At 53.9% G+C, this 22419-nt stretch carries 22 protein-coding genes; 11 read left to right on the top strand and 11 right to left on the bottom strand.

Translation table 11 applies throughout. The features are described 5' to 3' along the window. Positions 1-21: 21 nt before the first annotated feature. Positions 22-444 carry a DUF1249 family protein gene (locus KXR87_RS11805; protein ID WP_437432434.1) on the bottom strand — a complete coding sequence of 141 codons (423 nt, stop codon included), beginning with the start codon at positions 442-444 and terminating at the stop codon, positions 22-24. Next, positions 441-1073, bottom strand: a complete 633-nt coding sequence (gene nudF, locus KXR87_RS11800; RefSeq protein ID WP_437432433.1) for an ADP-ribose diphosphatase — start codon at positions 1071-1073, stop codon at positions 441-443. Before nudF ends, KXR87_RS11805 begins: the two co-directional genes overlap by 4 nt. A gap of 198 nt (positions 1074-1271) precedes the next feature. Between nudF and tolC the strand changes: the two genes are divergently transcribed. The 3 genes from tolC (at position 1272) to KXR87_RS11785 (ending at position 4726) form a co-directional block, all read left to right on the top strand. After that, positions 1272-2732, top strand: a complete 1461-nt coding sequence (gene tolC / locus KXR87_RS11795) for an outer membrane channel protein TolC (protein WP_437432432.1) — start codon at positions 1272-1274, stop codon at positions 2730-2732. Positions 2733-2885: 153 nt separating this feature from the next. After that, positions 2886-3560 carry a DUF1190 family protein gene (locus tag KXR87_RS11790; RefSeq protein WP_437432431.1) on the top strand — a complete coding sequence of 225 codons (675 nt, stop codon included), beginning with the start codon at positions 2886-2888 and terminating at the stop codon, positions 3558-3560. A gap of 5 nt (positions 3561-3565) precedes the next feature. Further along, entirely contained in the window at positions 3566-4726 is a 1161-nt protein-coding gene (locus KXR87_RS11785) for a glutathionylspermidine synthase family protein (RefSeq protein WP_437432430.1), read from the top strand. 81 nt (positions 4727-4807) lie between these two features. Here the strand turns inward: KXR87_RS11785 and ygiD are convergent, their stop codons facing one another. Further along, entirely contained in the window at positions 4808-5596 is a 789-nt protein-coding gene (ygiD, locus tag KXR87_RS11780) for a 4,5-DOPA dioxygenase extradiol (RefSeq protein WP_437432429.1), read from the bottom strand. A 196-nt stretch (positions 5597-5792) separates the two neighbouring features. Between ygiD and zupT the strand changes: the two genes are divergently transcribed. Continuing rightward, positions 5793-6572 carry a zinc transporter ZupT gene (zupT, locus tag KXR87_RS11775; RefSeq protein WP_437432428.1) on the top strand — a complete coding sequence of 260 codons (780 nt, stop codon included), beginning with the start codon at positions 5793-5795 and terminating at the stop codon, positions 6570-6572. Positions 6573-6590: 18 nt separating this feature from the next. On the opposite strand, the gene KXR87_RS11770 is transcribed toward zupT, so the two are convergent. Continuing rightward, the gene (locus KXR87_RS11770; protein WP_437432427.1) at positions 6591-6836 is read right to left on the bottom strand and encodes a hypothetical protein; all 246 of its coding nucleotides are present in this window, start codon (positions 6834-6836) and stop codon (positions 6591-6593) included. 149 nt (positions 6837-6985) lie between these two features. After that, positions 6986-7639, bottom strand: coding sequence for a 3,4-dihydroxy-2-butanone-4-phosphate synthase (ribB, locus tag KXR87_RS11765; protein WP_437432426.1), 654 nt, complete (start codon positions 7637-7639; stop codon positions 6986-6988). Between the two features lie 488 nt (positions 7640-8127). On the opposite strand from ribB, the gene ubiK reads away from it, so the two are divergent. The 3 genes from ubiK to KXR87_RS11750 all read left to right on the top strand — a co-directional run bounded on the left by ubiK (position 8128) and on the right by KXR87_RS11750 (position 10951). After that, positions 8128-8433 (top strand): ubiquinone biosynthesis accessory factor UbiK, encoded by a 306-nt coding sequence (gene ubiK, locus KXR87_RS11760; protein ID WP_437432425.1) that lies wholly within the window; start codon positions 8128-8130, stop codon positions 8431-8433. A 145-nt stretch (positions 8434-8578) separates the two neighbouring features. Further along, entirely contained in the window at positions 8579-9208 is a 630-nt protein-coding gene (locus KXR87_RS11755; protein WP_437432424.1) for an OB-fold-containig protein, read from the top strand. Positions 9209-9226: 18 nt separating this feature from the next. Continuing rightward, positions 9227-10951, top strand: a complete 1725-nt coding sequence (locus KXR87_RS11750) for a flotillin family protein (RefSeq protein ID WP_437432423.1) — start codon at positions 9227-9229, stop codon at positions 10949-10951. 54 nt (positions 10952-11005) lie between these two features. On the opposite strand, the gene hldE is transcribed toward KXR87_RS11750, so the two are convergent. From hldE to KXR87_RS11735, 3 genes are read right to left on the bottom strand one after another with little or no spacing between them, the layout of a single operon-like run. Then, complete coding sequence (hldE, locus tag KXR87_RS11745; RefSeq protein WP_437432422.1) at positions 11006-12439, bottom strand: bifunctional D-glycero-beta-D-manno-heptose-7-phosphate kinase/D-glycero-beta-D-manno-heptose 1-phosphate adenylyltransferase HldE; 1434 nt, start codon at positions 12437-12439, stop codon at positions 11006-11008. Positions 12440-12485: 46 nt separating this feature from the next. Next, complete coding sequence (gene glnE / locus KXR87_RS11740; RefSeq protein WP_437432421.1) at positions 12486-15341, bottom strand: bifunctional [glutamate--ammonia ligase]-adenylyl-L-tyrosine phosphorylase/[glutamate--ammonia-ligase] adenylyltransferase; 2856 nt, start codon at positions 15339-15341, stop codon at positions 12486-12488. Between the two features lie 20 nt (positions 15342-15361). Beyond that, the gene (locus KXR87_RS11735) at positions 15362-16663 is read right to left on the bottom strand and encodes a CYTH domain-containing protein (RefSeq protein WP_437432420.1); all 1302 of its coding nucleotides are present in this window, start codon (positions 16661-16663) and stop codon (positions 15362-15364) included. 238 nt (positions 16664-16901) lie between these two features. On the opposite strand from KXR87_RS11735, the gene KXR87_RS11730 reads away from it, so the two are divergent. Continuing rightward, on the top strand, positions 16902-17522 hold the full coding sequence (locus KXR87_RS11730; protein ID WP_437432419.1) for a TIGR04211 family SH3 domain-containing protein: 621 nt from the start codon (positions 16902-16904) through the stop codon (positions 17520-17522). 114 nt (positions 17523-17636) lie between these two features. After that, positions 17637-18878, top strand: coding sequence for a multifunctional CCA addition/repair protein (locus KXR87_RS11725; RefSeq protein WP_437432418.1), 1242 nt, complete (start codon positions 17637-17639; stop codon positions 18876-18878). An 11-nt stretch (positions 18879-18889) separates the two neighbouring features. Here the strand turns inward: KXR87_RS11725 and bacA are convergent, their stop codons facing one another. After that, entirely contained in the window at positions 18890-19708 is an 819-nt protein-coding gene (gene bacA / locus KXR87_RS11720) for an undecaprenyl-diphosphate phosphatase (RefSeq protein WP_437432417.1), read from the bottom strand. Positions 19709-19809: 101 nt separating this feature from the next. Continuing rightward, complete coding sequence (folB, locus tag KXR87_RS11715) at positions 19810-20178, bottom strand: bifunctional dihydroneopterin aldolase/7,8-dihydroneopterin epimerase (RefSeq protein WP_437432416.1); 369 nt, start codon at positions 20176-20178, stop codon at positions 19810-19812. 107 nt (positions 20179-20285) lie between these two features. On the opposite strand from folB, the gene plsY reads away from it, so the two are divergent. Next, positions 20286-20903: a glycerol-3-phosphate 1-O-acyltransferase PlsY gene (plsY, locus tag KXR87_RS11710; protein ID WP_437432415.1), complete on the top strand. Its 618-nt coding sequence runs from the start codon at positions 20286-20288 to the stop codon at positions 20901-20903. A 46-nt stretch (positions 20904-20949) separates the two neighbouring features. On the opposite strand, the gene tsaD is transcribed toward plsY, so the two are convergent. Further along, positions 20950-21963 carry a tRNA (adenosine(37)-N6)-threonylcarbamoyltransferase complex transferase subunit TsaD gene (tsaD, locus tag KXR87_RS11705; protein ID WP_437432414.1) on the bottom strand — a complete coding sequence of 338 codons (1014 nt, stop codon included), beginning with the start codon at positions 21961-21963 and terminating at the stop codon, positions 20950-20952. A 236-nt stretch (positions 21964-22199) separates the two neighbouring features. Here tsaD and rpsU point away from each other — a divergent pair, with 236 nt between their 5' ends. Beyond that, positions 22200-22415 (top strand): 30S ribosomal protein S21, encoded by a 216-nt coding sequence (gene rpsU / locus KXR87_RS11700; protein ID WP_001144069.1) that lies wholly within the window; start codon positions 22200-22202, stop codon positions 22413-22415. Positions 22416-22419: the final 4 nt, after the last annotated feature.

The following is a 22419-nucleotide window of genomic DNA, read 5'->3' as shown; positions in this document are numbered from 1 at the left end:
GTGTCCTTAGGTTTCACTACGCTAACAAACCGGAATCGCCATTGCTCCATGTGCTAGACAGTAACGTAGCCAGTCGGCCAGAAACTGATTAATTTGATGCTTTTCGTCGCGTTGATGCAACTTTTTATTCGGGTAATCATAACGCGCCTTGAAGCGAAAGATCTGCTGACTCGAACACACTTCGGCCACCATAGCGTCATGATATAGACGCACCGTCATTGATGGCAGGCTCCAGTAGCTAATTGCCGGCACGGTTTGTTTGATCTCCACAAGCGTAGTGTAGCGGGTGGACTCTATTATCGTTAACCGGTATTGCGCATTCGTCACCTGATAGCTCACCGTTTCGCCTGCCTCGTCGTTACGTGGCAACAGGCGACGCAACTGGGCGAAGTTGGTTTCGCACAGGCGCATCATTTCTGGGAAGTCAGGTGTATAACGCTTCATTTTTTCCACTCTTTTCGTAAGTTCTCATAATGCAGTTGCAGCCATTGCAATGCGATGACAGACGCTGCGTTGTCGATTTTCCCCTCTTCTACCCACTGGTAAGCCTGTTCCCGGCTTACCACATGAACACGAATATCTTCGTTTTCATCCACCAGACCGTGAATACCTTCGGCCTGCGTGGCGTCCACTTCGCCAACTAGTAAAGATAAGCGCTCGCTGGTCCCGCCAGGGCTTGCAAGATAGCTCATAAACGTCTTCACGCGGCCGACGTCTAGTCCTGCTTCTTCTTGCGCTTCCCGACGGGCCACATCCTCAACGGTTTCGCCCTCTTCAATCATTCCGGCGACCAGTTCAAGCAGCCAGGGGCTGTCGCTGGTGTCATACGCCGCAATACGAATCTGTTCAATCAGCACCACTTCGTCACGCACTGGGTCAAAGGGTAGCAAGACTGAAGCATGACCGCGCTCAAAAATTTCACGTTGCACTTCGCCGCTCATTTCACCATTAAATAAACGGTGGCGAAAACGATAGCGCTCAAGCGAAAAAAAACCGCTGTAGAGCGTTTCCCGTGCAATAATTTCTACATCATTTTTAGTGAAAGTCACTGTGGATGCTGTCGGCTTATTCATGCGGGTATCCTGTTCGTAATAAAGGTGAATTCGTGGATTTCAAGCCTGTTTAACTGTCGTTTCAAGCGCTATATGATAGATTGGTGCGAATTTACGCCGGATGGCACGTAACGCCAATCTTAAGCGATGGCAGTCTCTGTTAGAATCGGCGATTATTTCTGAATTAAGATCAGCGCTATTCATGCTTCACAACAAGGAATGCAAATGAAGAAATTGCTCCCCATCCTTATCGGCCTGAGCCTGACGGGTTTCAGCGCTATGAGCCAGGCAGAGAACCTGTTACAGGTATATCAGCAGGCGCGTACAAGCAACCCGGATCTGCGTAAATCTGGCGCAGATCGCGATGCTGCTTTCGAGAAAATTAACGAAGCACGCAGCCCGTTACTGCCACAACTGGGTTTGGGTGCAGATTACACTTATGGCAATGGTTATCGCGATAGCAATGGCATTAATTCAAATGCGACAAGTGCTTCTTTGCAGCTCACACAGACTATCTTTGATATGTCCAAATGGCGTGCCCTGACGTTACAAGAAAAATCCGCGGGCATCCAGGATGTGACTTATCAGACCGATCAACAAACCCTGATCCTCAATACCGCGACAGCCTACTTTAACGTTCTGAGCGCGATTGATTCCTTGTCTTATACCGAAGCGCAAAAACAAGCTATTTATCGTCAGTTAGACCAAACGACACAGCGCTTTAATGTGGGTCTGGTTGCCATTACCGACGTACAAAACGCGCGTTCTCAGTACGATACCGTGTTGGCAAATGAAGTCACCGCGCGCAACAATCTGGACAATGCCGTTGAGTCACTGCGTCAGGTCACCGGTAATTATTATCCACAACTGGCGTCACTGAACGTCGATGGTTTCAAAACAGATAAACCGAAAGCCGTTAATACCCTGTTGAAAGATGCAGAATCCCGCAACCTCTCTTTATTGCAGGCGCGTCTGACCCAGGATCTGGCGCGTGAGCAAATTCGTCAGGCGCAGGATGGTCATCTGCCGACCCTGGATTTGACGGCATCAACCAGCGTGTCTAATACCAAATATAATGGTTCCGCCACCAGCGGGGCTAATTCTCAGGCCTATCAGGATCGAAATATCGGTCAGAACTCTGTTGGTCTCAGTTTCTCCCTGCCGTTGTATCAGGGCGGTATGGTGAACTCACAGGTTAAGCAAGCGCAGTACAATTTTGTCGGTGCCAGCGAGCAGCTTGAAAGCGCACACCGCAGCGTGGTGCAGACCGTTCGCTCCTCGTATAACAACCTCAACGCTTCCATCAGTAGTATCAACGCTTACAAACAAGCCGTTGTCTCTGCACAAAGCTCCCTGGATGCGATGGAAGCCGGGTACTCCGTGGGTACACGTACAATCGTGGACGTTCTGGATGCCACCACCACCCTGTACAATGCGAAGCAGCAGCTCTCCAGCGCTCGTTATAACTACCTGATTAACCAGTTGAATATCAAATCAGCGCTGGGTACGTTAAATGAGCAGGACCTGGTGGCGTTGAACAATACCCTGGGTAAAGCCATCTCCACGACCCCGGAAAGCGTAGCGCCGGAAAATCCTGAACAGGATGCGCGCGTGAACGATATGTCGAATGGCAATCAGGCGCCCTTTACACAAGCCGCGTCTGCACGTTCGACCCGCTAAGTCATTGATACTTTAAATCGGGGGCACACAGCCCCCGTTTTTACGTAAGGCAACGTAAAGATCCCCCCTCCCGGCCCGCATCCTGCTTCATTTTCAGCCATTCATCCTCTATCCTGACCTTTTATACATACCTTTGGGTGTCGGAAGACAAATATGAAACGGACAAAGAGCATTAATCATGCAGTGTTTCGCAAAAGCTGGAGCGCGCGTCACCTTACGCCAGTTGCGCTGGCGGTGACCGCCGTCTTTATGCTGGCCGGCTGCGAGCAGAATGATGAAACAGTATCTATGTATCAAAACGCCGACGACTGCTCTGCCGCGAATCCGGGTAAGAGCGCCGAATGTACGGCGACGTATAACAATGCGCTGAAAGAAGCTGAGCGCACCGCACCGAAATACGCCTCACGCGAAGACTGTGTTGCTGAATTTGGTGAAGGTCAGTGTCAGCAGGCTCCTGCGCAGGCAGGCGTTGCGCCTGAGAATCAGGCACAGGCACAGCAGTCCGGCGGTAGCTTCTGGATGCCGCTGATGGCAGGCTACATGATGGGCCGTATGATGGGCGGTGGCGCGGGTTTCGCGCAGCAGCCTCTGTTCAGCTCTCGTAACCCTGCAAGCCCGGCCTACGGTCAGTACACCGATGCGGGCGGCAAGAGCTATGGCGCGGCTCAGCCGGGTCGTTCCACTACCGTATCGAAAACCGCCATGGCACCGAAACCGGCGACCACCTCTACCGTTACCCGCGGTGGGTTTGGTGAATCTGTTGCGAAACAAAATACCATGCAACGCAGCAGCGCCAGCGGTTCGTCAACTCGCTCAATGGGCGGCTGATCAGAATGGAAAGAATCAGCGTTACGGAACGCCCGAACTGGCGCGAGAAAGCCACCGAATTCGGTTTTAATTTTCACACCATGTATGGCGAACCTTACTGGTGTGAAGATGCTTACTACAAGCTCACCCTTGCTCAGGTTGAGAAGCTGGAAGACGTTACGGCTGAGTTACATCAGATGTGCCTGAAGGTGGTGGAAAAGGTCATTGACAGCGATGAACTGCTGGCCAAATTCCGCATCCCTAAACACACCTGGGCATTCGTGCGTCAGTCCTGGAAAACGCATCAGCCCTCCTTATATTCCCGTCTCGATCTGGCGTGGGATGGCACGGGTGAACCTAAGCTTCTGGAAAACAACGCCGACACGCCAACGTCACTGTATGAAGCGGCTTTCTTCCAGTGGATTTGGCTGGAAGACCAGGCCAATGCCGGTCAGTTACCGGAAGGCAGCGACCAGTTCAACAGTCTTCAGGAAAAGCTCATCGAGCGTTTTGGCCAACTGCGCGAGCAGTATGGCTTTAATCTGCTGCATTTTGCCTGCTGCCGCGACACGGTCGAAGATCGTGGCACCGTACAGTACCTGCAGGATTGTGCAGCCGAGGCCGATATCGCCACAGAATTTCTTTATATCGAAGATATCGGGCTTGGCGAAAAAGGCCAGTTTTCAGATTTGCAGGATCAGGTCATCAGCAATCTGTTCAAGCTCTATCCCTGGGAATATATGCTGCGTGAGGTCTTCTCGACCAAACTGGAAGATGCTGGCGTACGCTGGCTCGAACCAGCGTGGAAGAGCATTATCTCTAACAAAGCCCTGCTGCCGATGTTATGGGAGATGTTCCCCGATCATCCGAACCTGCTCCCGGCTTATTTTGCGGAAGATGCACACCCGGAGATGGAAAAATATGTCATCAAACCGATCTTCTCTCGTGAAGGGGCAAATGTCTCCATTATTGAAAACGGCAAGACCGTAGAAGAGGTGGAAGGCCCGTATGGCGAAGAAGGGATGATTGTGCAGCAGTTCTGCCAGCTTCCCAAATTTGGCGACAGCTACGTGCTGATTGGCAGTTGGCTGATTAACGATCAGCCCGCCGGCATTGGCATTCGCGAAGATCGGGCGTTGATCACTCAGGATCTCTCCCGTTTCTACCCGCATATCTTTGTGGAATAAGATAGCCCTGAAGGGTGAAGGCGCGCCTTCACAGGCATCGGAATAAAGCCCGTTGAACTTGCGCCATCGGGCTTTATTTTATTATCCAACCTGTACTGACAGCATACTCAGGCTGCCCATTTCAATCCCATCCACTGGAACGGAAATTGGCTCTTCCCCATCCCATGCGCCCAGCACATACAGTAACGGCAGGAAATGCTCCGGCGTCGGATTAGAAAGCGAGCCGCCTTCATGCTCCTTGTAATTCACCAGCGGATGCTCTTCAGCCGGACCTTTCCACGCCAGGTTCTCTTTAACAAAATCATTGAAAGCGCTCGCCCACGGATAGGGGGAACTTTCGCCATGCCAGCGTGCCGTGCGCAGGTTATGCACCACGTTACCACTTGCCACCAGCATAATGCCTTCGTCACGCAGGACCGCCAGCTTACGGCCAAGTTCCAGGTGCCAGACCGCAGGTCTGGTGCTATCAATACTCAGTTGCACCATGGGAATATCTGCGTTCGGGTACATCTTTATCAGTACTCCCCAGGAGCCGTGATCAAAGCCCCAGGCTTCTTTATCAAGCCCTACCGGGACAGGGGCAAGTAGCTCAACCAGGCGTTGAGCAAGAGCCGGAGAGCCTGGTGCAGGATAGTGAGTGTCATACAGCGCTTGTGGGAAACCACCAAAATCATGGATAGTTTTTGGCGCTTCCATCGCCGTGACGCCGGTACCGCGTGTAAACCAGTGCGCGGAGACCACCACGATGGCCTTTGGACGCGGTAGCCTGTCGCCAAGGTGTGCCCAGGCGCGGGTATACACATTATCCTCCAGCACGTTCATCGGGCTGCCGTGGCCCAAAAACAGTGCTGGCATACGCGGTGCAGACATGATGATATCCTTACTGTGTGTATCAATATAATGAGCTCACATTACGCTCTTTTATCAGACGATGAACTCAGATAAGCATGATGAAGATGTTCAGAATTTTTGAATGTAAGGATTACGTAAAGGTGGCCGGGCGGCCTCGCTTTGATATCCATTAATACTTAGCATTAATGAGAATCGTTATCATAAGGAGTGATACATGTCAGCACCGCTGATTCTGACGCTACTTGCTGGCGCTGCAACGTTCATCGGCGCCATTCTGGGCGTGATGGGCCAGAAACCGTCAAACCGCGTACTGGCGTTTTCATTGGGATTTGCAGCTGGGATCATGCTACTTATCTCACTCATGGAGATGCTACCCGCTGCGCTCGCCACGCCTGGCATGTCGCCGCTGCTTGGCTATGGCATGTTTGTCGTGGGCTTACTGGGCTATTTTGCGCTCGATCGCCTGTTACCACATGCACACCCGCAGGATCTGGTGCAGGAGTCTGGAGAGGCAAGTCCTGCGCCGCGTAATATTCAGCGCACCGCCATACTATTGACGCTGGGCATCAGCCTGCACAACTTCCCGGAAGGTATTGCCACATTCGTCACGGCCAGTAACGACCTGGAGCTGGGGTTTGGTATCGCGCTGGCCGTTGCATTACACAATATTCCTGAAGGACTTGCGGTGGCAGGCCCGGTCTATGCTGCGACAGGATCAAAGCGTACGGCCGTCTTCTGGGCCGGAATATCGGGGCTTGCGGAAATACTGGGTGGCGTGTTGGCCTGGCTGATTCTGGGAAGCCTCTTCTCACCAGTCATGATGGCCGCCATCATGGCGGCGGTCGCAGGCATAATGATAGCGCTCTCGGTGGATGAACTGATGCCGCTGGCAAAAGAGATAGACCCGAACAATAACCCAAGCTACGGTGTGTTGTGCGGGATGTCTGTTATGGGACTTAGCCTGGTAGCCTTACAGGCAATGGGGTTCGGTTAACGAAGAGGGCGTTGCTCGTCAGAAGCGGGCAACGTCTTCGGGTTTTGACTCAACGCGATCCGCCTGCAGGTGCTGAATGAGCTCAAGCGCCCGCTGATAGCCTTCCTGAAGCGCATCACGATCCTGACGATAGGCGCGACAGTTCCGCTTCAGACAGAGGATATGCGCAAACATCACAAAAACGACGACAAAAAACCGCACCAGTAAATCAGCATCTTCCCTCCTCCTGGCCTCGTAAAATGGAATGCGTCCGTCATTCAGCACGGACTACCACTTTATAAGTAGCGCACGGTTCTATCCATTAGCGAGATCAACAAAGGGGAGGAAAGCAATGATTCAGGCAGGCGCAAAACGCAGATATAAAAAATCCGAAGCCAGTTTCCTGACTTCGGATGGGGCGCACGGACTACCGCTTAGCTGGCTTTACGCTCATGCTCCTGGCGATAGGCAATCAGATCTTCGATAGTAACCACGGCCATATTGTGCTGGCGAGCAAAGGCAATACACTCAGGAGCACGGCCCATTGAGCCGTCATCGTTGGTCAGTTCACACAGCACGCCTGCTGGCCTGAAACCAGCCAGCGTGACCAGATCGATAGTCGCTTCAGTATGACCACCCCGGGTCAATACGCCGCCCGGCTGCGCGCGCAGTGGGAAGACGTGACCAGGACGGTTAAGGTCAGAAGGTTTTGCATCATCGGCAATGGCTGCGCGCACGGTGGTCAGGCGGTCAGCCGCGGAAACACCGGTGCTCACACCCTCAGCCGCTTCGATGGTCACGGTAAAGCCGGTGCCATAAGCGCTGGTGTTGTTTTCAACCATCATTGGCAGGTCGAGTTGCTTACGACGATCTTCGGTCAGACAGAGGCATACGATGCCGCTACCGTGGCGAATCGTCAGCGCCATTTGTTCTACGGTCATCGTTTCAGCGGCAAAAATCATGTCGCCTTCATTCTCACGATTCTCATCGTCGAGGACCATAACACCGCGACCTTCGCGCAGTGCAGTTAATGCATTTTCAATACGTTCGAATGGCGTGCCAAAAGAAGAAAGCAGCGTCTGATTCATGGTAAAAGACCTCAATAAAGTTATGGTTACCAGAATCAGGGCAGTCTTAGGAGTATAAAAAAATAACGCGAGCGGGCCTCCAGGCCCTACTGACTCGTTACTCTCTCCCATCCGGACTCTAACCGTCGGCCCCGGAATTTCACCGGATCTGCTGACCTTCAAAGTTGCCTCTGAAGCGCTCGCGGGCTTTCAACCTGTCCTTGATCTTTCACGTCGCTGCTGCGTTGGCTTCCTTCACTCATTCCAGTCACATAGTTGGTTATGTTCCTGGAATTCGCTCAGTTGCCGCCTTGCCGCAACGCGAAATCTATTCGACATCGCTGATTTACCGCCGGTGGGGAATTTCGCCCCGCCCTGAGAATAAGCGCGATAACTATAACGCTAATGATTTCCTACGGCAACGCATAACCTTCATACAAATCTGGTTTATCGACACCGGATATCAAACTACAATAAATGTCAGAACCTATCCGAACAGGGAACCCAAAATGATTGACCCGAAGAAAATTGAACAGATTGCGCGTCAGGTTCACGAATCCATGCCGAAAGGTATTCGTGAGTTCGGGGAAGATGTGGAAAAGAAAATCCGCCAGACCTTACAGTCCCAGCTAACGCGTCTGGACCTGGTCAGCAGGGAAGAGTTTGACGTACAAACTCAGGTGCTGCTGCGCACCCGTGAAAAGCTGGCGCTGCTTGAACAACGGCTGAACGATCTTGAGGGCCGTAGCACCACGGCAGAAGTAAAACCGGCTCCGGCCATTCCTCCGGTTGATTCACCAGACACTCAACCCTAATCCATCACTGCCTGCTTTAATGCCCTGGCGTCCTGCCCTATATAAATATTTGTAGGGGGACGCTCTGGCTATCTATGATATTATCCACCTGGTAATAAAAGAGGATCTTTGTTTGGCTCAGGCATGAATACACCAAGGAGAATATATGGATATTTTTCCTGCTTACTACTCCCCTTACCTTTTTGCTATCGCATTTGTTGCCCTCGTCGGCGCGGTAGAAATTATTTCCCTTTTCTTTGGTAATGTTATTTCCGGCACCCTTGATTCACATTTAGGTGATTATGATGGCGCCGCCTCTGGCCATTTACAGCAGTTTTTCCACTATTTGAATTTTGGTCGCGTACCTGCGCTGGTAGTGCTTTGCCTTATTGCCGGCGGCTTCGGGTTATCGGGCATTTTGCTTCAACACTTGAGCGTAACCCTTTTCCAGTTTCCCCTGCCCAATCTTCTGCTGACGCCATTTTGTCTGCTCTTTTCCGTGGTCTGCACGCACTACACCGGCAAGCTGCTAGGGCGCTGGCTGCCCGGAGATGAAACCAGCGCCATCACCGAAGAAGATTTTATTGGAAAAATGGCCATCATCACCGGGCATACAGCCTGCGCTGAACGACCATGTGAAGGTAAATTCACAGACAACTTCGGGCAAGTGCATTATTTGCTGCTGGAGCCGGAAGAGGGAAAAGAATTTAAGAAGGGCGATAAGGTACTCATTATTTGTCGGCTTTCCGCAAGCCGGTATCTGGCAGAACTGAATCCCTGGCCGAACGAACTGTAATAATCTAAAGGACGCATTATGGAAAATATGTTGAACGTAGTACCGTCATGGATGACTTCTGCTGTCGTCATTGTTTTAATCCTGCTTGTTATCGGCATTATTTTTGCGCGCCTTTATCGCCGCGCTTCAGCAGAACAGGCTTTCGTGCGAACAGGGCTTGGCGGACAGAAAGTAGTGATGAGCGGCGGTGCGATCGTCATGCCCATCTTTCATGAAATTATTCCTATCAATATGAACACGCTCAAGCTTGAGGTCAGCCGCGCTACCGTCGACAGCCTGATTACCAAAGACCGCATGCGTGTTGATGTTGTTGTTGCCTTTTTTGTGCGCGTAAAACCTTCGGTTGAAGGGATCGCCACCGCCGCCCAGACGTTGGGTCAGCGTACCTTGTCGCCCGAAGATCTCCGCGTGTTAATTGAAGATAAATTCGTTGATGCCCTGCGTGCCACCGCCTCGCAAATGACCATGCATGAGTTGCAGGATACCCGCGAAAACTTCGTACAGGGCGTGCAAAACACCGTGGCTGAAGACCTCTCTAAAAACGGTCTGGAGCTGGAGAGCGTTTCGTTAACCAACTTCAACCAGACGGAAAAGGTGCATTTTAACCCGAACAACGCCTTTGATGCCGAAGGTCTGACAAAACTGACCCAGGAAACCGAGCGTCGTCGCCGGGAGCGTAACGAAGTCGAGCAGGACGTGGAAGTCGCCGTGCGTGAGAAAAACCGCGATGCGCTGGCGCGTAAGCTGGAAATCGAGCAGCAGGAGTCCTTTATGACGCTTGAGCAGGAGCAGCAGGTGAAAACCCGCACGGCCGAGCAGAACGCCAAAATTGCCGCCTTTGAAGCTGAGCGTCGCCGCGAAGCAGAACAGACGCGCATCCTGGCGGAGCGTCAGATCCAGGAGACGGAAATCGAACGTGAGCAGGCCGTGCGTTCCAGAAAAGTCGAAGCTGAACGTGAAGTCCGTATTAAAGAGATCGAGCAGCAGCAGGTAACGGAAATAGCCAACCAGACGAAATCTATCGCCATTGCCGCAAAATCAGAACAGCAGTCGCAGGCTGAAGCCCGTGCAAACGACGCGCTGGCGGAAGCGGTTCGGGCCCAGCAGAACGTGGAAACAACACGGCAGACAGCGGAAGCGGATCGTGCCAAACAGGTCGCGCTGATAGCCGCCGCGCAGGATGCAGAGACCAAAGCGGTCGAACTGACGGTTCGCGCGAAAGCAGAAAAAGAGGCGGCGGAACTGCAGGCGGCGGCCATTGTAGAGCTGGCGGAAGCTGCCCGCAAAAAAGGGCTGGCGGAAGCCGAAGCGCAGCGAGCCCTTAACGATGCTATCAACGTACTGTCCGACGAACAGACCAGCCTGAAGTTCAAACTGGCCCTGTTGCAGGCCCTGCCAGCGGTTATTGAGAAATCCGTTGAGCCGATGAAAGCCATTGATGGCATTAAGATTGTGCAGGTTGACGGTCTGAACCGGGGTGGTGCGGCAAGTAATGCGACAGCAGGTACGGTTAACGGTGGCAATCTCGCGGAGCAGGCATTATCTGCCGCCCTTTCCTATCGTACCCAGGCGCCGCTGATTGATTCATTGCTCAATGAAATTGGCCTTTCAGGTGGGTCGCTGGCTGCCCTGACTGAGCCGTTGAAACAGGACGCTCCCCCTGCGGTCGCGGAGGCAAACACGGCAGATCCGGTGGTTGTCGCGATGGCGGATAAAGTAAAAACCGTCCCGGTTGAAGAATAAGTCTCATCAGGGGCGGACCGGGTGTTAACACCTTGTCCGGCCCCTTCTTAACGATTATTTATCGCTGTCTTTCTGGATTTTTTTGATGATGTTGGTGGTGGAGCAGCCGTCTTCGAAGTTCAGCACCAGCACCTCCCCTCCGTTGGCCCACACCTCTTTACTGCCTGCAATATCTTCCGGCTTGTAATCACCACCTTTGACCAGCAGATCGGGCAGTACACCGGCAATCAGACGCTGCGGCGTATCTTCCTCAAACGAAACAACCCAGTCGACGGCTTCCAGGGCTCCCAGCACAATCATGCGCTGCTCAAGCGGGTTTACCGGCCGCGTTTCGCCCTTCAGACGTTTGGTGGAAGCATCGCTGTTCACCGCCACAATCAGGCGATCGCCAAGCTTGCGCGCATTGGCCAGATAGGAGACATGGCCGGCGTGCAGAATGTCGAACACGCCATTGGTCATCACCACTTTCTCACCACGCTTACGTGCTGCCGCCACAGCGTCACGCAGCTCTTCTTCGGTCATTACGCCAAAGCCGGTTTCGGAACGTCCACGCACCGCATTTTCCAGTTCGATAGGTGAAACGGTGGAAGTCCCCAGTTTCCCCACGACCACACCCGCCGCCGCATTGGCGAAGAAACAGGCCTCTTCGAGCGAGTTACCTGCCGCCAGCGTCGCCGCCAGTACGCCTATCACGGTATCCCCGGCGCCGGTGACATCGTAAACTTCCTGCGCCTGGGTCGGCATATGCAGCGGTGCTTTGCCTGGCTGTAACAAGGTCATGCCCTGTTCAGAGCGTGTAACCAGCAGTGCGGAGAGTTCGAAATCAGCGATCAGGGCCATGCCGCGCTCGACAATTTCAGCTTCGCTTTTGCATTTTCCGGCTACCGCTTCAAATTCAGAAAGATTAGGGGTCAGCAGTGTGGCCCCCCGGTAGCGTTCGAAATCGGTCCCTTTCGGGTCGATCAGCACCGGTACATTGGCGTTACGTGCCAGCTGGATCATCTGCTGAATACTGACGAGCGCACCTTTCGCATAATCAGAAAGCACCAGCGCGCCAATGCTACCGAGCGCCTGGCTTATTCTATCGTGCATTGGTTGCGGATCGACCCCGTCGAAGCCCTCTTCAAAATCGAGGCGAATCAGTTGCTGATTGCGCGACAACACGCGCAGCTTGGTGATCGTCGGATGGGTCGGGACGGAGACGAAGTCGCATTTAACGTTAACGTCGGCCAGCGCTTTGCTCAGAGCACGTGCAGCGTCATCAATGCCCGTTAACCCCACCAGACGAGCCGTTGCGCCAAGGGAAGCAATGTTCATCGCCACGTTTGCCGCACCGCCAGGGCGCTCTTCAATCGTATCGACTTTTACCACCGGCACCGGTGCTTCAGGGGAGATACGGCTGGTAGGGCCGTACCAGTAACGATCCAACATTACATCGCCAACAACCAGCACACCTGCTTGATTAAACTCTGGCAGCGTTACTTTCATTCCAGTCTCCTGAGAGATGCAAAATTTGCGCGCGATAATATCATACTTAGGCTTCCGCGCACGGCTCCACCAGCCACTTGTTCCAGCAGGCCCTTACCATCGCCCGCTCCGCCACGAAACAGCTCTGCGGCATGTGCCCCGGTAACTCCTGCAGTGCCAGATGGTGCAGCTCATCGCGCAGCGTGGTATAGGCCAGGGTCAGCGCGCGCGCCTCCTGCTCATCCATAATATCGTTTTGCGCGAGCAGCTCGAGAATGCGCACATTATCGGACCAGCGCGTGAGCTTCGGCTTTTCATGGGCATAGCGCAGCACCAGATACTGCGTAATAAATTCGATGTCGGTAATGCCGCCTTCGTCCGCTTTAATATCAAAGCGATCGCGATGTTTGTTACCCAGATGGGCGCGCATTTTTTCACGCATCTCGCGCACGTCGGTTTGTAGTGTGTTGCCATCACGCTGCGTCATCATGATGTCGCGGCGAATCGCGTCGAACTGAGTGGTCAGTAGCGGATCGCCATAGACCACGCGCGCGCGTACCAGGGCCTGGTGTTCCCAGGTCCAGGCTTCATTATGCTGATAATCTGCGAAAGATTCCGTTGAGGTGACCAGCATACCCGCCGCCCCAGACGGGCGCAGGCGGGCATCCACCTCATACAAAATGCCGGACGACGTACGGGTACTGAACAGATGCATGACGCGCTGTGCAAGACGCAGGTAGAACTGGCGCCCATCTATCTCACGCTCGCCGTCGGTCATCACATCGGCCGGACAGTCATGAAGAAAAATCAAATCCAGATCGGAGCTGTAACCCAGCTCCCACCCACCCAGCTTGCCATAACCCACCACGGCAAAACCGCGACCCTGCCGGTCATGTAAGTGTTTTGGCTGCCCGTAACGGGACACCATCAGACTCCACGCCTGCTGCACCACCGCATCAATCATTGCTTCGGCAAGCCAGGTTAAGTGATCGCTCACTTTCATTACCGGCAGCGTGCCTGCAATATCTGCCGCCGCCACGCGCAGCATTTGCGCCTGTTTAAACTGACGCAGCGCCTCCAGCTGTTGCTCTTCGTCGTCATCGGGCACGCGCAGCAGATACTGGCGCAATTCGTCACGATAAGCATTCATTGCTGTAGGCTGATAGAGCGTGTTCGGGTCGAGCAGCTCATCCAGCAGCAACGGGTAGCGCGCCAGTTTACCGGCCACCATCGGCGAGGCTGCGCAGAGAGAAATCAAATGTTTACGTGCGCCAGGGAATTCACTTAGCAGCTCAAGATAGGTGGTCCGAGTGACGATCCCCGTCAGCAGCGGCGTAATGCGCGATAAGGGTACGGGAGCGTCATCACGGGAACAGACATCGCTCAGCAAATGTGGCATCAGATGGTCAAGCACCTGACGACCACGCGGGCCAATAGTGCGTTTGTCCAGCTCTTTGCGGAACTCGGCAATCAGCACCAGCACACGATGGCGATCATCATCAGACAGATGCGCCAGCGCGGGGGTACTGTCATCTTCCTGCAAGGCGTCCTGCCATAACTCACGCCAGTGTTCAGCCAGGGCGTCATCCTGCGCTTCGGTAGCATCGTCTTCGCCAATCAGCGCGTTGAATATTCGCCGCACTGCCGCCATCTGTTGTGCCAGGGTTGCCGTTAAACTCTCCCAGTCCGCCATCCCCATCCCCCAGCAGAGACGGGCGCGATTCAGTTCATCACCCGGCAGGGTCTGGGTCTGTTCATCATTAATGCTCTGCAGCAGGTTCTCCAGACGGCGCAGGAAAAGATAGGCATCACGCAGCGTGGGGGCATCATTTTCTGGTAGCAGGCCGAGTTGCGCAATGGCTTCAAGGGTGGGTAACAACGAGCGGGATTGCAGCGTCGGCTCACGTCCACCACGAATAAGCTGAAAGACCTGGACGATAAATTCGATTTCGCGAATACCGCCCGCCCCAAGCTTAATATTATCGACCAGCCCACGACGGCGCACCTCGCGGGCAATCATCCCTTTCATGTTACGCAGCGACTGGATCACGCTAAAATCGATATAACGTCGGAAGACAAAAGGCCGCAGCATGGCGCGTAACTCAGTGGCATAGACATCATCCTGGTCACCCATAATGCGCGCTTTGACCATTGCATAACGCTCCCAGTCACGCCCCTGCTCCTGATAGTAATCCTCCAGCGCAGCGAAACTGAGCACCAGCGGCCCGCTTTCACCAAAGGGGCGCAGGCGCATGTCCACACGGTAGACAAAACCATCCTGAGTGGGCTGATCCAGCACTTTAATCAGGCGCTGACCCAGGCGGGTAAAGAACTGCGCATTATCAAGCTCACGCCGTCCGCCCTGCGTGGTGCCGTTTTCCGGCCAGGCGAAAATCAGATCGATATCCGAGGAGAAGTTAAGCTCCCCGCCCCCCAGTTTTCCCATGCCCAGGATGAGCAGCGGCTGCGCGTCACCCTGCGCATTGCTCGGGGTGCCCCACTCTTTACAGCAGGCCGCATATAACCAGTCACGAGCGGCAACAATCACTGTTTCTGCCAGCACGCTGAGCTGTTGCAGCGTATCCTGTTCAGCCACCAGCGACAGGGATTGCGCCCAGGCAATACGCACCATCGTGCGACGGCGAAACAGACGCAGCACGTGCATAAGCGTGGCCTCATCCGTTACCCTTTCCAGTGATTCGCGCAACGTATCGGCATAACCCTGCCACTCCTCCGCCTGCGGTGGGGCGCTCTCCAGTTCAGCCAGCCAGTCAGGATGGGCAATAAGACTGTCCTGAACAAAATCACTAAAAGTAAGCACTGACTTCGCCTGCTCACTAAATGGTTGCTGGCGTAGTGACTCAGGCAGACGCGCCAGTACGGTCTGCCAGTGCTGCTGTAACTGTGAGGATTGCGGCATCATGGGGGGTGTCCTTCACCGGATTAGCGTTTTCCGCTGTGGAGCCAGAAAGGAGACTGGCAGATCGCCTCATTGCGAAAATGTTCAATCTCAATGTGCTGACGAGTGACGATGGCGTGATGTAAACCCTGCCAGTTTTCGATCCAGGCATGTGCCAGCGCGTTGTCATAATACCCCGCCAGCAGCAGGACGCTGTCGATGTCCCTCGCCAGGCGCGGCAACTGATCGCGGTAACTGTCGCCAAGCGGGTGGGCAAAGGTTTTTTTCAGCTCCGAGGCGCTACGTGATAAATGGGTATCGGCAAAGCGCTTAAAGGAGTCGGCGAATTTCGCCTGCGCTTTTTCATCCAGGAACTGACGCCAGCCCTGGCTGACCAACCACTCGGTCAACAGCAGTTTTGCGCTGGATGCCTCTGCACTCCAGGCGGCCGTTACGGCAGAGACATCGGAGGTGAGGGTCGCTTCCGTCTGCGTCAGCAAATCACGCAGCCGCGCGCTGGCTTTACGTGGCACAATGCCGCCAAACAGCATCAGCGTATGGCGAATCAGGCTGATGGCAGCCTGTACCTCCTCTTTCGCACGATGGTCCCCGCGCACCCAGAGCTCTTCGTGGTACTGCCAGTGGGAGAGCGCGGTTTCCAGCGCCGTGGCAAACCCTGTTTCCGTAGAGGCTTTAGCCGGGACTTTCATAATCGTCAGGGCACGACGCTCGCGCGCAGGATTTCCCTGTGCCAGATGATAACCGCGCGCGGCTTTGCTGAGGCTTCCCTGACGCAGGCCGGACTGGGTAACCAGCTGGCGCGCCAGTTTAAGGATGTCAGCCGGATCGCCGCTCAGGAGTTCCAGCTCCATCTCGCAGAGAGGTTCAGCATGCTCACCCGCTTTCACCTCACCGAGGTCAAGGCCAATTTCAATCCGGCTTTCACCAACGCTGACCAGCCATTTTTCCCGGAAGAAATCGGTGCTGAACAGCGGCTGAACACGTTCGGCAAGATCCTCAGGCAGATGACCTTCCGGCCAGACTTCCACGGGAAACCGTGACAGTTCCAGTTCGGGTTTATCCAGAGCAATGTTATATTCCGGGCGTTGATGTAACCCGCCAACCACACGGCCAGCGATTTTCATCGTCATTTCGTACTTGCCGTCGTACCCGCGAATACGTAACCCCATATCATGACGACGTAGCCAGTTATCCGGCGTCTCGTAATAGATATTGAGTAACTGAGACGCCGCGACATGCTCGCCAGTAAGGGTATGAAGATGATGACGAAGCGTGTCGACGCTATCGGGATGAACGTAAAACTTTAATTCGATTTCCTGAGCCATGGCTTTGCACTTATGGTTATGTCACATCAGTGGAAATTTCGGCGAACTAACGCGCCAGATGTTTGTCAGTAGATAGTATTTTGTGTCAGATTGCCATGCAATGCGCTTTCTTGCAGGAGCAAATGTTCATTTATGCGTTCTGTTCGACCTGGAAGATTCCGATTGATGCCGCCTGCCAGCTGTCGTCAGACTGTTGGCATTATTACCGTTCACGTTTAAAGATAATAACGACTGCCTGATGCTTAAATTACGCCTGATTGGATTAACCTTATTTGCGCTTAGCGTTTCCACCCTGGCTCACGCCGAAGAAAAACGTTACGTTTCTGATGAATTGAACACCTGGGTACGCAGTGGCCCGGGCGACAATTACCGCCTGCTGGGTACGCTGAACGCGGGCGAAGAGGTAGAACTGCTGCAAACTAACGATGCCAGCAATTATGCCCAAATCCGTGATAACACCGGCCGCACGGCCTGGATCCCCCTGAAAGAGTTAAACACGCAGCCAAGCCTGCGCACCCGCGTTCCCGATCTCGAAAATCAGGTTAAGACGCTGACCGAAAAACTCAATAACATTGATAACACCTGGAACCAGCGCACCGCAGAAATGCAGCAAAAAGTGGCCGGTAGCGATAGCGCAATTAACGACCTGAAGGCAGAGAATCAAAAGCTCAAAAATGAGTTGATTGTCGCCCAGAAGAAAGTGAATGCAGCGAACCTGCAACTTGACGATAAGCAACGCACCATCATCATGCAGTGGTTTATGTACGGCGGTGGCGTGCTGGGTGTTGGCCTGTTCCTCGGCCTGGTATTGCCGCACCTCATCCCTACCCGCAAGCGTAAAGATCGCTGGATGAACTAACCGATTAGCCATCTTCTGCACGCTTACGTATTATCTGTCGGCTAAAATGAAGAACCTGTCGCACTCTCGTGGCAGGTTCAGCTAAGCGTCAGCAGACGTAAGGAGCAGGACGGCGTGAAGAGTTATCTGGTCGGTGGTGCAGTTCGTGATGCGTTATTAGGTCTGCCGGTCAAAGACAAAGATTGGGTAGTAGTGGGTGCAACGCCCGAAGCAATGCTCGACGCGGGCTACCAGCAGGTAGGCCGTGATTTTCCCGTGTTTCTCCATCCTCAAAGCCATGAAGAGTATGCCCTTGCCCGAACCGAGCGAAAATCCGGTTTCGGCTACACCGGTTTTACCTGCTATGCCGCACCGGATGTCACGCTTGAGCAAGACCTGTTGCGCCGTGATCTGACCGTCAATGCCCTCGCACAGGACAGTGATGGCAACATTATTGACCCCTACGGCGGGCAGCAGGACCTGAGTAATCGCCTGCTTCGCCATGTCTCCCCGGCCTTTGCTGAAGATCCCCTGCGCGTACTGCGCGTGGCTCGTTTCGCCGCCCGCTATGCACACCTGGGTTTTCGCATTGCTGATGAAACCATGACGCTAATGCGCGACGTGACAGCCGCTGGCGAGCTGGCGCATTTAACACCTGAGCGCGTCTGGAAAGAGATGGAGAATGCGCTCAGAAGCCGCAACCCTCAGGTTTTTTTCCAGACGCTACGCGACTGCGGCGCTCTGAAAGTGCTTTTCCCGGAAGTGGATGTGCTGTTTGGCATTCCGGCACCCGCCAAATGGCACCCGGAGATTGATACCGGCGTACATACGCTGATGACCGTCTCGATGGCCGCCATGCTCAGCCCGGAGGTCGATGTTCGCTTCGCGACCCTCTGCCACGATCTTGGCAAAGGGCTCACACCACCTGAACTATGGCCTCGCCACCACGGACATGGTCCCGCTGGCGTGAGGCTGGTGGACGGTGTATGTCGACGTTTTCGCGTACCGAACGAGATCCGCGATCTGGCAAAACTGGTGGCTGAATTTCACGATCTGATCCACACCTTCCCGATTCTGCAGCCTAAAACCATCGTCAAGCTGTTCGATACTATCGACGCCTGGCGCAAACCCGTGCGCGTGGAGCAAATCGCTCTGACCAGCGAAGCGGATGTGCGTGGACGAGCGGGCCTGGAAGCCAGTGACTATCCGCAGGGGCGTCTGCTGCGTGAGGCGTGGGATGTCGCACGCAGTGTGCCAACCAAAGCGGTCATTGAGGCAGGTTTTAAAGGAAGTGAGGTGCGGGAGGAGCTGACGCGTCGACGCATTGAGGCCGTCAGGCTCTGGAAAGAACATCGCTGCCCTCAGCCCAAAGACTGAGGGCATCAGCGTTACACGAAGATCATGTAGACAGCGGCTGCGACGATAAAACGGTAAATCGCAAAAGGGATGAACGAAATACGTTTAATCAGATGCAGGAAGGTTTTAATCGCCACCAGCGCCACAATGAATGCCGTCACAAAACCGACGGCAAACATCGGGATATCCCCTGCGGTAAGGAATTTCATGCTTTTATAGAGATCCAGCGCCGTTGCCCCCATCATCATCGGCACCGCCAGCAAAAACGAGAATTCCGATGCAGCATAACGGCTTACGCCCATCAGCATGCCGCCGGAAATCGTGGCACCCGAACGCGAGAAGCCCGGCCAGAGAGCCAGACACTGAAAACAGCCAATCATAAAGGCCTGCAGGTAAGTCATATCATCCACGCCCGGAGCGCGCGGCGTTTTCGGTTTAAACATTTCCGCGGCAATCAGCAAAACGCCGCCCACCACCAGGGCATACATGACGTTAACAGGGTTAAACAGCGACTTGATGGCGTCGTGGAATACCAGCCCCAGCACCACGGCCGGGATCATACCCAGCAGAATGTGGCCTAACGTCAGACGACGTTGCCCTGTTCCTTCATGAGGAGGGTGACCAAAGTGGATGCCAATTAACCCGAACAGACGCCGCCAGAACATCACCACCACGGCCAGAATTGAACCTAACTGAATGACCACTTCAAAGGTTTTTGCCGTCTCTCCTTCAAACCCCAGCAGATGCCCCACAATAATCATGTGGCCTGTACTGGAAACCGGTAAAAACTCCGTCAATCCTTCGACAACACCCAAAATTGCTGCCACCAGCAGCGAGTGCATATCGCTCATCAAATACCCCTACACATAAAAAACGGCTACCCTCCAGGGAAGCCGCAAAACGGTCATCACGTATGACCAGAAGACTAGCGTTTGGTTTAACGATTATGAATTTAAATAATTTTTTTCGGATTATTGCCACGCTCAATGATAACGCCGACATTTGCCGCACGCGCAACCGCGCCTGGCTTGCTCAATTTGATCCGCACCCAGGGTGAGTTAAAGCGGCTCAGCAGTAAGTCCGCGACCTCTTCCGCCACCCTTTCTACTAATGCGAACCGAGCACCTTCCACATGGCCAATTACCGTTTCGGCAATATCGGCATAACTCAAACAATCGCTGACATCATCGCTTTTTGCTGCCTGGCGGTTGTCCCATGCCATTTCGATATCGAAAACCAACTTTTGTTCGATGGTTTGTTCCCAGTCATACACACCAATAGTGGTGATTACCGAAAGTTGCTCTATAAATACAATGTCCATCACGCCCCACCTGCTTTTTGGCTAACCTGGATACCACTTTCCATAAATTGTGCGTATTATCCACTGATGCAGAAAATAAAACGACATTTTCACAATGGAACAGCGTTATGAGTGCAATCGCGCCTGGGATGATCCTCCTCGCGTACCTTTGTGGCTCAATATCCAGCGCCATTCTGGTCTGCCGCATCGCCGGTCTGCCTGACCCTCGCGAGAGTGGTTCCGGTAACCCCGGAGCGACCAACGTTTTAAGAATTGGCGGCAAGGGAGCAGCCGTAACGGTACTGATTTTCGATGTGCTAAAAGGCATGTTACCCGTCTGGGGCGCCTATGCTCTGGGCGTCACGCCATTCTGGCTTGGGCTTATTGCCATTGCCGCCTGTTTAGGCCACATCTGGCCCGTTTTCTTTCGTTTTCAGGGGGGAAAAGGGGTCGCAACCGCCTTTGGTGCCATTGCCCCTATCGGCTGGGATTTAACGGGCGTGATGGCCGGCACCTGGCTGTTAAGCGTGCTGCTTAGTGGTTATTCATCGCTGGGTGCGATTGTCAGCGCGTTAATTGCGCCCTTCTACGTCTGGTGGTTTAAACCACAGTTTACCTTTCCGGTCGCCATGCTCTCCTGCCTGATTCTGATTCGCCATCACGACAATATTCAGCGTCTGTGGCGGCATCAGGAGACAAAAATCTGGCACAAGCTGAAGAAGAAAAAAGAGGCGGATAAGCCGTAAGACGAAGCATAAAAGCCCGGTAAGCCACATGCCACCGGGCAATCTGTTATGCAGCAGGCAGTTCAGACAGCGGCCAGCGCGGGCGCACCGTCACACCTAATCCAGCAGGTTCCCCCACTTTCAGACGTACCATGCCCGCATAGGCAATCATCGCGCCATTATCGGTACAAAACTCAGGGCGGGCATAAAACACCTCGCCGCGACGCTTTTTCATCATCTCGGCGAGCTTCGTGCGCAGTGTACGGTTAGCACTCACGCCACCGGCCATCACCAGCCGGGAAAAACCGGTCTGATCCAGGGCACGCTTGCACTTAATCATCAGCGTATCGACTACCGCATCCTCAAACGCACGGGCGATATTGGCACGGGTCTGGTCGTCGTTGCCATTATTACGAATCGTGTTCGCCGCGAAGGTTTTCAGGCCGGAGAAGCTGAAATCCAGCCCCGGACGGTCGGTCATCGGGCGCGGGAAAACAAAGTGACCTTCTTCGCCCTGAGCAGCCAGTTTAGAGAGCATCGGGCCGCCGGGGTAATCCAGCCCCAGGAGTTTCGCTGTCTTATCGAAAGCTTCACCCGCGGCATCATCAATGGACTCACCCAGCAGTTCATAGTGACCGATGCCCGTCACGCTGATTAGCTGAGTATGACCACCAGAGACCAGCAGCGCGACAAAGGGGAAGTCAGGCGGATTATCCTCCAGCATGGGCGCCAGCAGATGGCCTTCCATGTGGTGCACCGGAATGGCCGGCACGTTCCAGGCGAACGCCAGTGAACGCCCCACGGTCGCCCCGACCAGCAGCGCGCCCACAAGCCCCGGACCGGCGGTATACGCCACGGCATCAATATCTTGTGCTGTCAGGCCTGCTTCTTTGATTGCCGCCTGGATCAGCGGTACCGTTTTGCGAACGTGATCGCGGGAAGCCAGTTCCGGCACCACGCCGCCGTAGTCGGCATGAAGTTTTACCTGACTATACAGTTGGTTGGCGATTAAGCCTTTTTCGTCGTCGTAAATCGCGATGCCAGTTTCATCGCAGGATGTTTCTATACCCAGTACACGCATGGCTATTTTTACCTCGCTTTTATGCCGCGCAGTGTAGGTCCAATGGGCCTTGTTGTAAAACTTTACTCTCCCCTTGAAAGGAGTTCGTGTATACTCCCCTCCCTTACAAAAGTCCCTTTCAAAAACGGTAGTGGTGCTTTACAAAGCAGCAGCTGTTGAAGTAAAATTCCGCACCATTTTGAAATAAGCTGGCGTTGATGCCAGCGGCAAACCGAATTTATTAAGGTGAGAGTTACATGCCGGTAATTAAAGTACGTGAAAACGAGCCGTTCGACGTAGCACTGCGTCGCTTCAAACGTTCCTGCGAGAAAGCAGGTGTTCTGGCGGAAGTTCGTCGTCGTGAGTTCTATGAAAAACCGACTACCGAACGCAAACGCGCCAAAGCATCCGCAGTGAAACGTCACGCGAAGAAACTGGCTCGCGAAAACGCACGCCGTACTCGTCTGTACTAATCTC

It is taken from the genome of Yokenella regensburgei (genome assembly GCF_051486985.1).
Classification (GTDB): Bacteria; Pseudomonadota; Gammaproteobacteria; order Enterobacterales; family Enterobacteriaceae; genus CBFFRJ01.
The sequence above is the reverse complement of the archived record's forward strand: the minus strand, read 5'-3'. Positions and strand labels throughout refer to the sequence as shown.

What these genes read in the sequence shown, in the direction of transcription:
- KXR87_RS11750 (WP_437432423.1), top strand. Translation starts at nt 9,227, where the DNA reads ATGGAAAATATGTTGAACGTAGTACCGTCATGGATGACTTCTGCTGTC.
- folB (WP_437432416.1), bottom strand. Translation starts at nt 20,178, where the DNA reads ATGGACATTGTATTTATAGAGCAACTTTCGGTAATCACCACTATTGGT.
- rpsU (WP_001144069.1), top strand. Translation starts at nt 22,200, where the DNA reads ATGCCGGTAATTAAAGTACGTGAAAACGAGCCGTTCGACGTAGCACTG.
- tsaD (WP_437432414.1), bottom strand. Translation starts at nt 21,963, where the DNA reads ATGCGTGTACTGGGTATAGAAACATCCTGCGATGAAACTGGCATCGCG.
- ribB (WP_437432426.1), bottom strand. Translation starts at nt 7,639, where the DNA reads ATGAATCAGACGCTGCTTTCTTCTTTTGGCACGCCATTCGAACGTATT.
- KXR87_RS11735 (WP_437432420.1), bottom strand. Translation starts at nt 16,663, where the DNA reads ATGGCTCAGGAAATCGAATTAAAGTTTTACGTTCATCCCGATAGCGTC.
- ygiD (WP_437432429.1), bottom strand. Translation starts at nt 5,596, where the DNA reads ATGTCTGCACCGCGTATGCCAGCACTGTTTTTGGGCCACGGCAGCCCG.
- nudF (WP_437432433.1), bottom strand. Translation starts at nt 1,073, where the DNA reads ATGAATAAGCCGACAGCATCCACAGTGACTTTCACTAAAAATGATGTA.
- KXR87_RS11785 (WP_437432430.1), top strand. Translation starts at nt 3,566, where the DNA reads ATGGAAAGAATCAGCGTTACGGAACGCCCGAACTGGCGCGAGAAAGCC.
- KXR87_RS11730 (WP_437432419.1), top strand. Translation starts at nt 16,902, where the DNA reads ATGCTTAAATTACGCCTGATTGGATTAACCTTATTTGCGCTTAGCGTT.
- KXR87_RS11755 (WP_437432424.1), top strand. Translation starts at nt 8,579, where the DNA reads ATGGATATTTTTCCTGCTTACTACTCCCCTTACCTTTTTGCTATCGCA.
- KXR87_RS11790 (WP_437432431.1), top strand. Translation starts at nt 2,886, where the DNA reads ATGAAACGGACAAAGAGCATTAATCATGCAGTGTTTCGCAAAAGCTGG.
- ubiK (WP_437432425.1), top strand. Translation starts at nt 8,128, where the DNA reads ATGATTGACCCGAAGAAAATTGAACAGATTGCGCGTCAGGTTCACGAA.
- glnE (WP_437432421.1), bottom strand. Translation starts at nt 15,341, where the DNA reads ATGATGCCGCAATCCTCACAGTTACAGCAGCACTGGCAGACCGTACTG.
- plsY (WP_437432415.1), top strand. Translation starts at nt 20,286, where the DNA reads ATGAGTGCAATCGCGCCTGGGATGATCCTCCTCGCGTACCTTTGTGGC.
- bacA (WP_437432417.1), bottom strand. Translation starts at nt 19,708, where the DNA reads ATGAGCGATATGCACTCGCTGCTGGTGGCAGCAATTTTGGGTGTTGTC.
- KXR87_RS11805 (WP_437432434.1), bottom strand. Translation starts at nt 444, where the DNA reads ATGAAGCGTTATACACCTGACTTCCCAGAAATGATGCGCCTGTGCGAA.
- hldE (WP_437432422.1), bottom strand. Translation starts at nt 12,439, where the DNA reads ATGAAAGTAACGCTGCCAGAGTTTAATCAAGCAGGTGTGCTGGTTGTT.
- tolC (WP_437432432.1), top strand. Translation starts at nt 1,272, where the DNA reads ATGCAAATGAAGAAATTGCTCCCCATCCTTATCGGCCTGAGCCTGACG.
- zupT (WP_437432428.1), top strand. Translation starts at nt 5,793, where the DNA reads ATGTCAGCACCGCTGATTCTGACGCTACTTGCTGGCGCTGCAACGTTC.